The organism is Lysinibacillus phoenicis, from assembly GCF_047238325.1.
In the GTDB taxonomy this organism is placed as follows: domain Bacteria; phylum Bacillota; class Bacilli; order Bacillales_A; family Planococcaceae; genus Lysinibacillus; species Lysinibacillus irui.
Window position 1 is genome coordinate 3799812 of the sequence record NZ_JBDFMP010000002.1, and the last position, 16023, is coordinate 3815834.

At 37.3% G+C, this 16023-nt stretch carries 18 protein-coding genes; 16 read left to right on the forward strand and 2 right to left on the reverse strand.

Annotated elements, in window-relative coordinates; genetic code table 11:
• Positions 1-6: 6 nt before the first annotated feature.
• Positions 7-909: a glutamate biosynthesis transcriptional regulator GltC gene (gltC, locus tag ABC382_RS20435; protein ID WP_274794270.1), complete on the reverse strand. Its 903-nt coding sequence runs from the start codon at positions 907-909 to the stop codon at positions 7-9.
• Between the two features lie 523 nt (positions 910-1432).
• Between gltC and sufC the strand changes: the two genes are divergently transcribed.
• The 14 genes from sufC to ABC382_RS20505 all read left to right on the forward strand — a co-directional run bounded on the left by sufC (position 1433) and on the right by ABC382_RS20505 (position 14283).
• Entirely contained in the window at positions 1433-2212 is a 780-nt protein-coding gene (sufC, locus tag ABC382_RS20440; protein WP_396631737.1) for a Fe-S cluster assembly ATPase SufC, read from the forward strand.
• Positions 2213-2230: 18 nt separating this feature from the next.
• Positions 2231-3538 (forward strand): Fe-S cluster assembly protein SufD, encoded by a 1308-nt coding sequence (gene sufD / locus ABC382_RS20445; protein WP_274794269.1) that lies wholly within the window; start codon positions 2231-2233, stop codon positions 3536-3538.
• A complete protein-coding gene (locus tag ABC382_RS20450) occupies positions 3538-4767 on the forward strand; it encodes a cysteine desulfurase (protein ID WP_274794268.1) in 1230 nt (409 codons plus the stop codon). The genes sufD and ABC382_RS20450 overlap by 1 nt, the downstream gene beginning before the upstream one ends.
• A complete protein-coding gene (gene sufU, locus ABC382_RS20455) occupies positions 4757-5182 on the forward strand; it encodes a Fe-S cluster assembly sulfur transfer protein SufU (protein ID WP_274794267.1) in 426 nt (141 codons plus the stop codon). Before ABC382_RS20450 ends, sufU begins: the two co-directional genes overlap by 11 nt.
• Positions 5183-5277: 95 nt before the next feature.
• The gene (sufB, locus tag ABC382_RS20460; RefSeq protein ID WP_274794266.1) at positions 5278-6675 is read left to right on the forward strand and encodes a Fe-S cluster assembly protein SufB; all 1398 of its coding nucleotides are present in this window, start codon (positions 5278-5280) and stop codon (positions 6673-6675) included.
• A gap of 276 nt (positions 6676-6951) precedes the next feature.
• The gene (locus ABC382_RS20465; RefSeq protein ID WP_312505863.1) at positions 6952-7809 is read left to right on the forward strand and encodes a DUF72 domain-containing protein; all 858 of its coding nucleotides are present in this window, start codon (positions 6952-6954) and stop codon (positions 7807-7809) included.
• Positions 7809-8633 (forward strand): sulfite exporter TauE/SafE family protein, encoded by an 825-nt coding sequence (locus ABC382_RS20470; RefSeq protein ID WP_274794264.1) that lies wholly within the window; start codon positions 7809-7811, stop codon positions 8631-8633. Before ABC382_RS20465 ends, ABC382_RS20470 begins: the two co-directional genes overlap by 1 nt.
• Positions 8634-8664: 31 nt before the next feature.
• Positions 8665-10032, forward strand: coding sequence for a bifunctional metallophosphatase/5'-nucleotidase (locus ABC382_RS20475; protein ID WP_322611041.1), 1368 nt, complete (start codon positions 8665-8667; stop codon positions 10030-10032).
• A 33-nt stretch (positions 10033-10065) separates the two neighbouring features.
• Positions 10066-11175 (forward strand): HD-GYP domain-containing protein, encoded by a 1110-nt coding sequence (locus ABC382_RS20480; RefSeq protein WP_274794262.1) that lies wholly within the window; start codon positions 10066-10068, stop codon positions 11173-11175.
• A gap of 23 nt (positions 11176-11198) precedes the next feature.
• Positions 11199-11996 carry a sporulation protein YunB gene (gene yunB / locus ABC382_RS20485; RefSeq protein WP_274794261.1) on the forward strand — a complete coding sequence of 266 codons (798 nt, stop codon included), beginning with the start codon at positions 11199-11201 and terminating at the stop codon, positions 11994-11996.
• Positions 11997-12103: 107 nt separating this feature from the next.
• Entirely contained in the window at positions 12104-13021 is a 918-nt protein-coding gene (gene lipA / locus ABC382_RS20490; protein ID WP_274794260.1) for a lipoyl synthase, read from the forward strand.
• A 33-nt stretch (positions 13022-13054) separates the two neighbouring features.
• Complete coding sequence (locus ABC382_RS20495; RefSeq protein ID WP_274794259.1) at positions 13055-13402, forward strand: YutD family protein; 348 nt, start codon at positions 13055-13057, stop codon at positions 13400-13402.
• Between the two features lie 108 nt (positions 13403-13510).
• On the forward strand, positions 13511-14038 hold the full coding sequence (locus ABC382_RS20500) for a D-glycero-alpha-D-manno-heptose-1,7-bisphosphate 7-phosphatase (RefSeq protein WP_274794258.1): 528 nt from the start codon (positions 13511-13513) through the stop codon (positions 14036-14038).
• Positions 14039-14103: 65 nt separating this feature from the next.
• Positions 14104-14283 carry a hypothetical protein gene (locus ABC382_RS20505; protein ID WP_274794257.1) on the forward strand — a complete coding sequence of 60 codons (180 nt, stop codon included), beginning with the start codon at positions 14104-14106 and terminating at the stop codon, positions 14281-14283.
• 120 nt (positions 14284-14403) lie between these two features.
• Here the strand turns inward: ABC382_RS20505 and ABC382_RS20510 are convergent, their stop codons facing one another.
• Positions 14404-14670, reverse strand: coding sequence for a DUF3055 domain-containing protein (locus tag ABC382_RS20510; protein ID WP_322605515.1), 267 nt, complete (start codon positions 14668-14670; stop codon positions 14404-14406).
• Positions 14671-14758: 88 nt separating this feature from the next.
• On the opposite strand from ABC382_RS20510, the gene ABC382_RS20515 reads away from it, so the two are divergent.
• Together ABC382_RS20515 and ABC382_RS20520 are read left to right on the forward strand one after the other, a co-directional pair.
• On the forward strand, positions 14759-15211 hold the full coding sequence (locus ABC382_RS20515) for a DUF86 domain-containing protein (RefSeq protein WP_312505856.1): 453 nt from the start codon (positions 14759-14761) through the stop codon (positions 15209-15211).
• Positions 15208-15960, forward strand: a complete 753-nt coding sequence (locus ABC382_RS20520) for a TIGR01457 family HAD-type hydrolase (RefSeq protein ID WP_274794254.1) — start codon at positions 15208-15210, stop codon at positions 15958-15960. The genes ABC382_RS20515 and ABC382_RS20520 overlap by 4 nt, the downstream gene beginning before the upstream one ends.
• The last annotated feature ends 63 nt before the right edge of the window (positions 15961-16023 follow it).

A 16023-nucleotide genomic window follows, 5' to 3' on the forward strand; every position in this document is an offset into this window, starting at 1 on the left:
ATTTTTTTATTGGAATTGGGAAAGGCGGGAAAAGAAGTTTTTCACAAAATCTAAAAATATGACTTCTGATGGTGCGATTTCTCGATTAACAGGGGAGATAATACCAACTGTTCTAGGTATTGTGGGAGATTCAATCGGAACCTTGACAGTAAATCGAGCGGCAGAATCATAAAGGGAGCTTTCAGGTAATAGGCTAACACCTATGCCAGCAGCCACTAATCCTTTTAGTGCATCTAAATCTTCCCCTTCAGAAATTACATTTGGCAAGAAGCCAGCAGCTCGACAAGCGTCCATCGCGACTTTATGTAAAATATAGCCATCGGGAAATAATACAAATAGATCATTTCTTAACTCTGCAAGCTGGATACTCTCTCTTTTAGCTAATGGGTGATTGGCCGGTAAAAGAGCAGCAATATTTTCAGTAAACAGGATTGTGGATTGAATCGATTCGTCCTTTGGGGGAAGAGGACCCAGAAAGGCTAGATTTAATTCTCTATTTTTGACAGCATCAATCAAAAATCGGTAAGATCCTTGTCGCAGTTGGAATTGTAAATCAGGAAATTCTCGTTTAAAGGCTGATATAACGGTAGGAAGGACATAGCTTGCCAAACTTGTTGGAAATCCAATTTTAATCGAGCCTTTAGCAGGATCAAGATATTCTTCCACCTGTTTGGCAGCAAAATCAATAGCCTTTAATGCTGTTATGGTATGTTCTAGAAACGTCTTCCCTATAGGGGTTAATTTAACATTTCGTCCAACACGCTCGAATAATGGAGTACCTAACTCATCTTCAAGATTGGCGATTTGCCGACTAATGGCAGATTGGGCTACATGGAGATGCTCGGCGGCTTCTGAAATATGCTCACGTTCAGCAACTTCTACAAAATAGCGTAATTGACGTAACTCCACTAATAATTCACCTCTATTAATCTAATTATAAGATTGATTTTACCTTAATTATATATTATTTAAGATGAAAAGTGATTGGTAACGACAAAATAAAAGTTAAAGTAGCATGCTATCTCGTAGGATAGTTTGGGATAGTAAAGTCTCAAAGAAACATCATATAAATTTCTTCTTTTATTGATTCCATTTTAATGAAATAGGTTATAGTATAGATATGTTGTTTATGCATATTTGTCACAAAACCGCTACAATTAGCACTTTCCAAGAGGTTTTCACTATGTAGCTAGATGAAATCGATTCTCATTTAGGGATATTTTATTGAAAATGAAGAAAGTCCATTCTCATTATCTAGTTCAAGTAGTAATAATCTGAAAATGCTTACAAAGCCTTTATTTTTCAAGATTTTATTTAAGAAGTAGGAAAGTAATTGAAATGGTTTGCATAGAGAACGATTTTCAGTTAAGATTAGAATGATGATAATTAAGGAATGGTTGACCCATTCACTGAACACTATGGAGGTATTTTCATGTCAACTTTAGTAATTAAAGATCTTCACGTTGCTATCGACGGGAAAGAGATTTTAAAAGGCGTAAATCTTACAATTAATACAAATGAAATTCACGCAATCATGGGACCAAACGGAACTGGTAAATCAACACTAGCTTCTGCTATTATGGGTCATCCTAAATATGAAGTAACTTCAGGTACTGTTGAGCTTGATGGTGAAAATGTACTTGAAATGGAAGTGGACGAGCGTGCTCAAGCGGGATTATTCCTAGCTATGCAATATCCATCTGAAATTGCAGGTGTAACAAATGCTGACTTCTTACGTTCAGCCATTAATGCACGTCGTGAAGAAGGCGATGAAATTTCATTAATGAAATTTATCCGTGAATTAGATAAAAATATGGAATTCCTAGAAATGAATGAAGATATGGCTCAACGCTATTTAAATGAAGGTTTCTCTGGCGGTGAGAAAAAACGTAATGAGATTCTTCAATTAATGATGATTAAACCAACATTTGCTATTTTAGACGAAATCGACTCTGGTCTTGATATCGATGCACTTAAAGTAGTATCAAAGGGTATCAACGCAATGCGCGGTGAAGGCTTTGGCTGCTTAATGATTACGCACTATCAACGTCTATTAAACTACATTACTCCAGACCATGTACACGTAATGATGCAAGGACGTGTTGTTAAATCTGGTGGTGCAGAACTTGCACAACGTTTAGAAGCAGAAGGTTATGACTGGATTAAAAAAGAATTAGGTATCGAAGAAGAAACAGAAGAACAAGAAGCATAAGAGGGAGGACGAACTAGCATGACAGTGGAACTTAACTTGCCTGTAACAGTACAGGACGTGCGCTCGTTCTCAGAAGCAAACGGTGAACCAACTTGGTTTACAGAGCTTCGCGCGGCAGCACTAGACAAAGTAACTGGTTTAGATTTGCCAAAACCAGATAGAACTAATATTACAAAATGGGATTTCATGAACTTCCCAACATTTACAGTTCATAGTGAGGCATTCCCTTCATTGGACGCTTTACCTGAAGAAGCAAAAGGTTTAATTGACCTTGAAGCACAGGAAAACCTATATATTCAACGTAATAATACACCAGCTTACATTAAGACATCACAAGAGCTTGCAGATAAAGGTGTTATTTTTACCGATATCTTTACAGCAGTTCGTGAACATGGTGAGCTTGTACAAAAATACTTTATGACTGAAGCAGTTAAAGTGGATGAGCATAAGTTAACAGCACTTCATACTGCACTTGTTAATGGTGGTGTGTTTGTATACGTACCAAAAAATGTAGTTATTGAACAACCACTTCAAGTTGTTTTCTTAAACGATAATGCAGAAGCTTCACTATACAACCACGTGTTAGTAGTAGCAGAAGCAAACTCTGCTGTAACATATGTGGAAACATATATTTCTACAGTGGAAGAGGCAAAAGGCCAAGCGAATATTATTGCGGAAGTTGTAGTCCAAGATAATGCTCAAGTAACATACGGTGCGGTAGATGTCCTTGCAAAAGGCTATACAACATACGTAAATCGTCGTGCACGTTTAGCCCGTGATGCTAAAGTTGACTGGGCTCTTGGTTTAATGAATGACTCAGACACGATTTCTGAAAACATTACGCATTTAATTGGTGACGGTTCTCATGCAGATACTAAAACAGTAGTGGTTGGTCGTGGAGAACAAAAACTTAACTTCACTACAGAGGTTCGTCATTGGGGTAAAAACTCTAACGGGCATATCCTAAAGCATGGTGTCATGAAGGATGCAGCACAATCTATCTTTAACGGTATTGGCTATATCGAGCATGGTGCGACAAAAGCTGATGCACAGCAAGAATCACGTGTATTAATGCTATCAGAAAAAGCTCGTGGGGATGCAAACCCAATTCTCTTAATTGATGAAGATGATGTAACAGCAGGACACGCAGCGTCTGTTGGTCGAGTAGATCCATTACAGCTTTACTATTTAATGAGCCGTGGTATCTCGAAAGCAGAAGCAGAGCGCCTTGTTATCCATGGATTCCTTGCGCCAGTTGTTACGCAATTACCAATCGAAGGCGTTCAAAAGCAACTGACGGAGGTTATTGAAAGGAAAGTTCGCTAATGATGAATAAAGACATTAAAAGCTATTTCCCAATTTTGAATCAAGATGTAAATGGGCATAGACTTGTTTATCTTGATAGTGCAGCGACGTCTCAAAAACCTGTTCAAGTGATTGAGGCCATTAAGGCTTATTATGAATTTGATAATTCTAATGTACATCGTGGTGTGCATACATTAGGAAACCGTGCTACAGATAAATATGAGGGTGCACGTGAAAAGGTTCGAAAGTTTATAAATGCTCAATCAACACAGGAAATTATTTTCACACGTGGTACAACAACAGCTTTAAATACAGTAGCATCAAGTTATGGACGTGCAAATGTTGCCGAGGGTGATGAAATTGTCATTACGCAAATGGAGCATCACTCCAATATTATTCCTTGGCAACAGCTAGCTAAAGAGAAAAATGCGACATTGAAATATATTGAGCTAGAAGCAGATGGCACGATTAGTCTGGAAAAAGTACGTGCGACGATTACGCCTAACACAAAAATCGTTTCGGTATCAATGGCCTCAAACGTACTTGGAACAATTAATCCCATTAAAGAAATCGCTCAAATTGCACATGCTAATGGAGCGGTTATGGTTGCCGATGGTGCTCAAGCTGCCCCACATATGAAAATTGATGTGCAAGATTTGGATGTCGATTTCTTAGGTTTCTCTGGGCATAAAATGTGCGGTCCAACAGGAATAGGTGTACTATATGGTAAAAAGGAACACCTTGAAAAAATGGAGCCAATTGAGTTTGGTGGCGAAATGATTGACTTTGTTGGGCTTTATGAGTCAACGTGGAAGGAATTACCGTGGAAATTTGAAGGTGGAACGCCTATTATTGCAGGTGCAATAGGTTTAGGTGCCGCTATTGATTTCTTAACTGATATTGGGCTAGATAAAATTGCGGAGCATGAGCATAAGCTTGCGGGCTATGCAATGGATCAGCTTGAAACAATCGACGGTTTAAAAATTTTCGGCCCACGTGACCCAATGAAGCGTTGTGGACTTGTGACATTTAACTTAGATGATGTACATCCACATGATGTGGCAACGGTGCTTGACATGAACGGTATTGCTGTTCGTGCAGGACATCATTGTGCACAGCCACTAATGAAATGTCTTCAGCAAGTAGCGACAGCACGAGCAAGCTTCTATCTGTACAATACAGAGGAGGATATTGACCGTTTAGTCGCAGGGTTACGTTCTGCGAAGGAGTATTTTGGCGATGTCTTTTAATAATTTAGATCAACTATATCGTTCAGTTATCATGGATCACTATAAAAATCCTCGTAATAAAGGATCTTTAGAAGAGGATGCTGTAACGATTGATATGAACAATCCAACTTGTGGCGACCGTATTCACTTAACATTGAAAGTGACAGACGGTGTTGTAGAGGATGCGAAATTTGACGGTGAAGGCTGTTCAATATCTATGTCCTCTGCATCGATGATGACACAGCTTATCAAAGGGAAGAAAGTAGAGGAAGCAGTAGAGCTTTCCGATATTTTTTCTAAAATGATGATGGGCGAAGAGTACAGCGATAAATATGACCTTGAGGATGTTGAAGCACTGCAAGGTGTATCACAATTTCCTGCACGTATTAAATGTGCGACATTAGCTTGGAAAGCGATGGAAAAAGGTGTGAAATAAAACTTACTTCCTTGTTGCCTGAGTGAAAGCTACAAACTTTCACTCAGGGCAAGGATTGTACAGAAAAATACAGCTCAATGAACGGAGGAGAAACGATGGCTAAAAAAATGCCTGATATCGGCGATTACAAATACGGATTCCATGACAAGGACGTATCAATTTTCCGTTCAAAACGTGGTTTGACTGAAGAAATCGTCCGTGAAATTTCTAATATGAAACAAGAGCCAGAGTGGATGCTTGAGTACCGCTTAAAAGCACTTGAAACTTTTTATACAAAACCAATGCCACAATGGGGTGGCGATCTTGGGGATTTAGATTTTGATGAAATTACGTACTATGTAAAACCATCAGAAGCAACACAACGCTCATGGGATGAAGTACCTGATGAAATCAAAGCTACTTTTGATAAATTAGGTATTCCAGAAGCAGAGCAAAAATATCTTGCTGGGGTATCTGCTCAATACGAATCTGAGGTAGTTTATCATAACATGAAAAAAGACCTTGAGGATCTTGGAATTGTGTTCAAAGATACAGACTCAGCATTACGTGAAAACGAAGATATTTTCAAACAATATTGGGGTAAAGTTATTCCTTATACTGACAATAAATTCGCTGCATTAAACTCAGCTGTATGGTCAGGTGGATCATTTATCTATGTACCACCAGGTGTTAAAGTCGAAACTCCATTACAAGCTTACTTCCGTATTAACTCTGAAAATATGGGTCAATTCGAACGTACACTTATTATTGTAGATGAAGGCGCTCACGTACACTATGTTGAAGGTTGTACAGCTCCTGTTTACACAACAAACTCTTTACACTCAGCGGTTGTAGAAATCGTTGTACGTAAAGATGCATATTGCCGTTATACAACAATTCAAAACTGGGCGAACAACGTTTACAACCTTGTAACGAAACGTACAGTTGTAGAAGAAAACGGTACAATGGAATGGATTGATGGTAACATCGGTTCTAAATTAACAATGAAATACCCAGCATGTATCCTAAAGGGTGAAGGTGCTCGTGGTATGACATTATCCATTGCATTAGCAGGTAAAGGACAGCACCAACATGCTGGCGCAAAAATGATCCATATGGCACCAAATACATCTTCAACAATCGTTTCTAAATCGATTGCAAAACAAGGTGGTAAAGTAACGTATATGGGACAAGTTCGTTTCGGTCCTAAAGCAAGTGGTGCACGTGCTAACATCGAGTGTGATACACTGATCATGGATAACCAATCTACTTCTGATACAATTCCATACAATGAGATCTTTAATGATAATGTTTCTTTAGAGCATGAAGCAAAAGTTTCAAAAGTATCTGAAGAGCAATTATTCTACTTAATGTCTCGCGGAATTTCTGAAGAAGAAGCGACAGAAATGATCGTAATGGGCTTCATTGAGCCATTTACAAAAGAATTACCAATGGAATACGCAGTAGAGATGAACCGTCTTATCAAGTTCGAGATGGAAGGTTCTATCGGTTAATTTACTAACCAACCCTTGTCACAATTAAATTTGTGGCAAGGGTTTTTTTATAGCTCGCCTTGCAAGTCTACATACTAATAGAGCTACTTAAATGTTGTTAGACAGTTAAAACAAATGGCATGAGGACAATGTAATATATCTCATGCTTTTTCGTTTGTATAAATTCTCGAGAAGAGACAAACCTTTTCATTGTAATGTTCAAAAGATTTTTTACATGATGTTTATTTGTAGTGTCATGCTGTGTGCTATGATTATGTACATAGAGGAGGATGTCACATGATTGTAGTTGGTTTAACTGGATGGGGTGATCACCCTTCACTTTATAGTGGAGTGACTCCCTCAAAGGATAAATTATTCGATTATACAGGTCATTTTTTAACAGTTGAAGTCGATACTTCTTTTTATGCTATACCATCTAAAGAGCATGTTCGTAAATGGTGTGAGGATACACCAGAAAATTTCCGCTTTATCGTAAAGGCCTATCAAGGCATGACCGGACATTTGCGGGGAGATATTCCTTTTGAATCGAAAAATGACATGTTCAACGCTTTTATCGAATGTGCCCATGAATTTAAACGTTATGGAAAGTTAGGAATGGTTTTAGCTCAGTTTCCACCATGGTTTGATTGTCAGGCAAAAAATGTTCAATATTTATTATATATTCGGCAGCAACTTAAGGATTTTGAAGTAGCGATAGAGTTTCGCAATCAAACATGGTATGCAGATCATGTTGTTCAGCAGACAATGAATTTTTTACGTGAACATCAATTTATTCATACGATTTGTGATGAACCACAGGCTGGTGTAGGTTCCGTCCCCTTCTACCCTGAAGTAACTGCCAATAAGGCACTTATTCGTATCCATGGTCGTAATATCCATGGATGGCGAAACACAGGAAACGCAGAAAATTGGCGTAAAGTTCGCTTTTTATATGATTATAATAAAGAAGAATTGCAACAGCTTGGACAAAGTATGCTAAAGCTCGAATCAGAGGTCCATGAACTCTTCGTATTATTTAATAATAATTCAGGTAATCATGCAGCGAAAAACGCAAAGGAGCTACAAAGCATTTTAAATATTAAAGATGTCGGGTTAGCACCTAAACAATTAAACATATTTGAAGGGGAACTATAATGGAGTTTATTTTATTAGTAGTCATTGCTTTATTTGCTGGTCTAATTGGCTCGTTAGTTGGGCTAGGTGGTGGCGTTGTGCTCGTGCCAGCAACGTTATACATTGGTTTAAATCTTGGCATGATTCCAGATATTACACCACAAAAAGTAGTCGGTTTATCTGTAGTTATGATGATTTTCACAGGACTTGCCTCCACGCTAAGCTATATGAAATCCAAAACAGTAGACTATAAAAGCGGGTTTATATTCTTTATTGGAAGCATTCCAGGTACCATTCTAGGTGCTTGGGTGAATAAAGGATTGGATTTACCATCCTTTAATTTGTATTTCGGTATTCTATTGATTATTTTATCAATTATATTGCTTGTCCGTGACAAGCTCAAGCCAGTGAAGTGGTTTGTAAAAAACGGGATGCAACAAGAATTTACAGACTCTGAAGGACAAACCTTTGTCTATGGGTATCCTATTTGGTTTGCGATTACATTAACATTTGGTATTGGCTTTGCCTCAGGGTTGTTTGGCATTGGTGGAGGCTCGATGATTGTACCAGCCATGATTATTTTGTTTTTATTTCCACCACATGTTGCAGTGGCGACATCCATGTTTATGGTATTTTTAACGTCCATTGTTAATTCTGCGAGTCATATTGCTTTGGGACATGTTCCATGGCTTTATACCATTCCTGTTATTCCAGGAGCATATATTGGCGCAAAATTGGGCGCAGCATTAAATAAAAAAATTAAATCAGATACGCTTGTTCTTGCACTAAGGATTATTTTATTATTATTAGGAATTCGATCCATCATTGAAGGCATATTGGCTTAAGTATGGTAGCTAAAGAAATGAGGTGGCTTTAATGCTTGAAAAGATCCATATATTTCACACAAATGATTTGCACAGTCATTTTAAGTATTGGCCACGAATGCAAAGCTTTGTGAAAGAGATGCGCAACAGTTTGGCAAAAATAGGGGAAACAAGCTATTTATTTGATGTTGGCGATCATTTAGACCGCTCCAATATCTATACAGAGGCAACTGTTGGTAAAGGTAATGTACAATTACTAAATGATGCAGGGTACGATGTGGTGACTATCGGTAATAATGAAGGTATTACATTATCCCACGAAGAGCTCTTTCATTTGTATGATAATGCAAATTTTGATGTCGTGGTCGCAAATGTCTATTCAAGTACGGGGAAAAATCCTGCGTGGATGAAGCCCTATGTTGTGTTAACAACCGAAGCAGGTACAAAGGTGGGTGTAATAGCAGCCACGGCTATGTTTGAAGTGTATTATCAGGAATTAAATTGGCAAATGGACGAGCCACGCAGTACACTACTACAACTAGCTCATCAGCTCCGCAAAGAGGTAGACATTATTGTGTGCTTATCACATTTAGGTATTACAGAGGATGAGCTTTTAGCCGAAGAATGTCCAGAAATTGATGTGATATTCGGCTCCCATACACATCATGTCCTGCCAACCGGCAAACTCATTAATGGTGTATTACTGACAGGAGGAGGGAAATTTGGACAATATACAGGCCATCTTGTCATTGAATACGATAAAAAAATGAGGAAAATTGTTGAAAAAAAGGATACTTTAATTCATAATAAGGATTTGCCAATCGTTCAAAACGAACAGGAAAGGGTCCAGTTTTTCGAGGATGAAGGGAATAGAATACTAAACACTCCAGTCTTTACAACGACGAAATCCTACAACAAAGAATGGTTCCACTATTCACAGCTATCTGATTTATTTGCCCAAGCTATTCTAGAAAAAAGCGGTGCCGATTGTGCATTATTCAATGCAGGGATATTTTTAGATGGTCTGCCTAAAGGAACGGTAACAGCCTTAGATTTGCATCGTATTTTTCCGCATCCTATTAATTTATGTATAATTGAATTATCCGTTGCTGAAATGAAAGAAATTTATATGCAATCTAAAAATGAAGAGTGGCCCTATATTGAATTAAAAGGCTTAGGTTTTAGAGGCGTTATTTTTGGCAAAATGCTAACATATGGCTTTTCAATGAATGAAAATCGGCAATTACTAATTAATGGTAAGTTGGCGGATCAAGATCACATTTATAAACTTGTAACATTAGATTTGTTTACATTTGGTTATTTTTATCCAAGTTTTAAATATGCAAAGAAACAATATATTTTACCTGAATTTTTACGAAACATTATGATAGATTATGGTCAAAGATTCTTTAAGCAATAGAGAGAGCTTAAAGAATGGATTGGGGAAGAAGTCATGCGATTAATTTCAATCGATGTATTAAAAGAAGGAATGGTATTAGGAAGAACCATTTGGAATGAAGCAGGTCATCCGCTTTTAAAGAAAGATGTTGTCATTAATGACCGTATTATTCAAAGACTTCAACAGTTAAATACACACTATTTATATATTGACGATGAAATTTCTAATGGCATAGAAGTAGAAGAGACAGTTCCACCAGCTATGCGAAGTAAAGTCATTACGACTATTAAGGATTCATTCCAATCAATTGATGGTTTAAATCAAGTAAATGCCTCTTATATTTTAGATCAGCAATCTAAAACAATTGTCTCCATTGTAGATGAGCTACTTTCGGCTGTTACAGGCAATGATGAAATTTTAACGATACTAACAGATGCTTATTTATTTGATGAATATCTTTATCAACACTCCTTCCAAGTGACATTGTATTCTATTGCGATTGCCAAAGAACTTGGCTATTCAGCTGAGGATTTACGCTTGATAGGGATTGGTGCATTATTGCACGATGTTGGTAAGCTAATGGTACCGAAAGACATTTTAACAAAGCCAGGTCGCCTCTCAAATGAGGAGTTTGAAGCAATGAAAATGCATGCTCGTTATGGCTTTGATTTATTGCGCAATTTACATTCCATCTCATTGCTTGTGGCACACTGTGCATTTCAACATCATGAACGCATTGATGGAAGTGGCTATCCAAGAGGCCTTGTAGACTTTGAAATTCATCCATTTGCCAAGATTATTGGCGTTGCTGATGTATTTGATGCTGTTACTACAAATCGTGTTTATCGTGAAAAGATGTTGCCCTCACAAGGACTAGCTATCGTTGAAGCGGGCTCTGGTACTCTGTTTGATGCACGAATTGTAAAAGCTTTAAAACGAGCTGTTGTCCATTATCCTAATGGCGTTATTTTAAAGTTATCTGATGGACGACGTGGTATTGTCTCTAGACAAAATCCATTAGATGCAGCATTGCCGTGGATTCGTATTTTTGAGGAGCAAAATCAATTGCTCGCAGCTACATATGAAATTAATTTAGTGGACTATCCTGGAGTGACAATCGAAAATGTTGAGACAGATTATGTGGTTCCTACAAAAGTAGAATAAATTGCTCCTCCTGTTCATACGTTATGGAACAGGAGGAGATTTTTTTGTTTTTCCCTCGAAAAAGAATGAAATTACGCTCATATAGTAAAAGGGGAATGCGTCTTAATCGATTAACCATTTTAATTATTAGTATGGTTGCTTGCCTTATATTATTTATTTATTTTTTAAATGAAAGGCTCATGCCCACCTATTTGCAATACGCTGAAGTACAGACCAATAAAATTGCATCATATGTTGTGAGTAAAGCAATTAATTCGCGTACCTCCAATGTATTAGATGTAAATGATATCATTGAAGATATTCCTCCAGGTACGTCTGAAATGATGACGACAAAATTTAATACGGAAATTATTAATCGTGTTCGAGCGGAGACATTAGAGCTTGTCAAAATGTATTTAGAGCAAGCTGAACAAGGGGAATTATCCCATTTACCTGAATTAGAGAATGTTGAATACGATATAAACAGAATTCAAGAAGGTGATGGTATAGTTTTCTTTGTGCCACTTGGTCAGGCGGCTAATATTCCTTTGCTCGGAAATCTAGGACCAAAAATCCCGATTCGCTTCCACGTAATTGGGAACGTTCATAGCAATGTGACATCCTCCATTCAAGAATTTGGGATTAACAGTGCCTATGTGGAGGTAGGCATTCATTTAGAAGTAAATGTCCAGATTATTGTCCCATTTGCAAGTAAATCTTCAACCGTTGCACAGGATATCCCTGTAGCAATGGGCTTAACAAGAGGGCCTGTTCCAAACATTTATACAAATAGCAGTGATGCACCTCAACCTTCCATTGAAATACCTGTCCCATTTAAATAGAAATGTTTGTTGTGATAGTTGTTGGAGTTCATTTAATATGTTACATTGACAACAGTGAAGATAGTTAATATTAAAAAATGCATATTTTTGATAGGGGCGATATTCGTATGACATCTTGTAAACCTACAAGTAAAGAAGAACATTTAAGAAAACCAGAGTGGCTAAAAATAAAACTAAACACGAATGATGAATATAAAGGGCTTAAAAAGCTAATGCGTGAAAAAAATCTGCATACAGTTTGTGAAGAGGCTCGCTGTCCAAATATCCATGAATGTTGGGGAGAAAGACGAACTGCTACTATGATGATTCTTGGATCTGTATGTACACGTGCATGCCGTTTCTGTGCCGTTAAAACAGGCTTACCTAATGAATTAGATTTAGCAGAACCAGAGCGCGTTGCAGATTCAGTAGCTATTATGAACCTAAAACACGTGGTTATTACAATGGTAGCGCGTGACGATTTAAAGGATGGCGGTGCACAGGTTTTAGCAGAAACAGTTCGTGCTATTCGCCGTAAAAGTCCATTCACATCTGTTGAGGTATTACCATCAGATTTAGGTGGAGTGAAGGAAAACCTTCAAATGCTTATGGATGCGAAACCAGATATTTTAAATCATAATATTGAAACAGTACGTCGCTTAACACCAAGAGTACGTGCTCGTGCAAAATACGAACGCTCTTTAGAGTTCCTTCGTTTGGCAAAAGAGATGCAGCCAGATATTCCAACAAAATCATCTTTAATGATTGGATTAGGTGAAACACACGAAGAAATTTTAGAAGTAATGGATGATTTACGTGCGAATAATGTAGATATTATGACGATTGGACAATATTTACAGCCAACGAAAAAGCATCTTCCAGTTAAAAAGTATTATTCACCAATAGAATTTGGTAAACTGCGTAAGATCGCTATGGAAAAAGGCTTTAAACATTGTGAAGCTGGCCCACTTGTACGTAGTAGTTACCATGCTGACGAACAAGTAAATGCTGCAACAAAAGAACGTCAATTACAAGCAGAATTCTAAACGTCAAGGCTGAACAAAAAGGGTGGTGTCACTTTGATCATAGTTGAAGGATTAGAATATGAACTAATAGAAGACTATCGAGAAGCCTTTCAGGAGGATGTTTTCCAGGAAAGGTACTCAGATATCTTAGCTAGATATGATTATATTGTAGGCGATTGGGGCTATAACCAATTACGTTTAAAGGGCTTTTTTGATGATAAAAATCAAAAATCAACGTTTGATACGAAAATAAGTACGTTGCAAGATTACCTATATGAGTATTGTAATTTTGGCTGTGCTTATTTTGTCCTACGGAAAACTGGTAAAGTCACGAAAAAACCAGAAGTATTGGATGCGAATGAGCTATCAAAGCCAACAGATCACGAATCATTAGCAGAATAAATTACTAAAACCTGATGTGCTAGGCATCAGGTTTTTTCTTTGTTCTTGTTATCTTTAGAAAAATTGGGGAAAACTAAAGCTCAAAACAGCTATCAAAGGTGTGTTGAAATGAAAAGAGCCGTATTTTTAGATCGTGATGGTGTCATCAATGAAGTACTAACGAATCGTGTAAAATTCGTGAATAAGCCGAAGGATTTGTATTTTTTGCCACATGTACCTGAAGCGATAAAAAAGCTAAATAAGCATTTTGATTATGTTTTTGTCGTGACAAATCAAGGTGGCGTAGGTTTAGGTTTTATGAAGGAAAGTGGCTTGCAAAAAATACATGAGCATATGGTGAAGGAGTTAAAGAAAAAGGGAGCAACCATCCACGAAGTCGTTTATTGTCCGCATAAGCCAAAGTCTGGCTGTGCTTGCCGAAAGCCCAATAGTAAATTAATTGTGGATCTAGGGAAGAAATATAATATTGATTTATCAAAATCCTATATGGTAGGAGATACCGATACGGATATTATGGCAGGAAAACGAGCGGGAACAAAGGGTGTATTCCTAGGGGAACAAGACCCATTAGCTGATGCTGTCTTTCCAGATTTAATTAGCGCTGCGCAATGGATTATTAAGGATGCAACGGCTTAATATTATGATAAAAAAGAAGTATAAATCATAAAAAAAAGGATAATTTATGACTGGAGGTGATCATATTGGCAAAGGAAAAACGTAATAAAAAGCCATTAGATCGAGAGGAATATGGGTTTGGCTTTGATTTAAGTGTAGATGATTTAGCTGTCATTGGTCAAAATGAGCAAGCGAAAAAACAAAATGATAATGAAAATAAAGACAAGCCACATAATAAAGATAATCCATCCACTTTAAATAAATAGCTAGAAGTAAAAAAGATTTCGCAATAGCTTAGAGCTGCGAAATTTTTTTATGCCATATATAAACACCCCGTAGTCGTTAAAAGTTGTTTCTAACGTTTACGGGGCAGTTTATAAAAGGTGTTAGTTTAATAATTCACGTAAATATTCTCGTAATTCGATTGTTTCTTCCTCTGTGCGATTATACACATGTTCTAAATAACCTGGTTCTTCTACATCATCAGGGCCGATAATAGCAAAGCGACCAAATTGGATATCCATGACAAGTACTTTCCCAAAGAAGCGGCCTGATTGTAAAATAGCTAAATCATAACGTAACTTTTTCCCAGCAAAACTAACAAAGCGTGTTTTTGTATCTTCGACATCATCATATAAAAAAAAACGTTCCATCTTTTAATCTCCTTCCAATCCTATAGTTATGGTACTATAGAAGAGAAAAGACTATCAACTTTTAATGATTTGAATGGGGGCTTTCCTTGTGTATTTTGTAGATCGTAATAAAATCACAAAAAATTTACAGTACTTAGATGGGCTATTAGCAATTTTGGAGTCAGAGGATAACTGGCTTCAAAATGATATAAAGAAATTAGCTATCGAGCGAATTGGACACAACATTATGGAGTCAATGATGGATGTAGGAAATTTAATGATTGACGGTTTCATTATGCGCGATCCAGGAAGCTACGAGGATATTATTGATATTTTAGTCGATGAAAAAGTTGTAGCTGCTGAAATGGAAGCACCATATAAAGCCGTTGTGGGCTTGCGTAAAATGCTTGTACGCGAGTTTATAGATGTAGATATCCAAGAGGTTATCAATGTATTAACAGACAATTTATCAGCTCTTAAGCAATTCTCGCCAGCGGTCCATAATTATTTAACAAATGAATTAGGGCCAGTTTCTGCATTTTTGCCAGAGGATCATCAATGAAACAATATAAAGCCTATTGTTTTGATTTAGATGGCACTGTCTACCGTGGGAAGGAAGGAATTCCTTCTGCGGTTGCTTTTATTCATCGTTTACAGCAAGCAGGAATCGAGCCATTCTATGTAACAAATAACTCTTCGAAGACGCGAGAACAACTGCAAGAAGCTTTATTGTCTATTGGTATAAAGGCACCATTAGAGCATATTTATTCAAGTGCATTGGTAACAGCAAAGTATGTGGCACTTAATTTTCCAGGTAAAAAAGTAGCCATGATGGGTACAGATGGTATTCGACAGGCATTACTTAATGAAAATATTGTGCCTGTTGAGGATGAGCCGGATGTATTTGTTATGGGGATTGATCGTACGCTTGATTATATGGCGCTAGCTAGAGCAACGATTTTTGTCCAAAAGGGAGCCGTTTTTGTTGCTACTAATCAAGATATTAAATTCCCAACCGAATATGGTTTCTTACCCGGTAATGGTTCCTTTGCTCGCTTAGTAGGTGAGGTTGCTGATGTTGAACCGATCTACATAGGTAAGCCATCACCAGCCATGCTAGAAATGATCGCTATAGAGCATCGCTTTACTAAAGAAGACATGGTAATGATTGGTGATAATTATGATACGGATATTATGTGTGGCATTAATTTTGGCTGTGACACCATCCACGTAAATACTGGCGTTACGCCTACCAAGGTTGTTCTAGAGAAAGAAAGTCGACCTACATATGTAATGGATGTATTAAAGTAATAAAAGGATGTTTATGCTGTTTTAGCATAACATCCTTTTTATTTGTTCAAATTTATTCATATA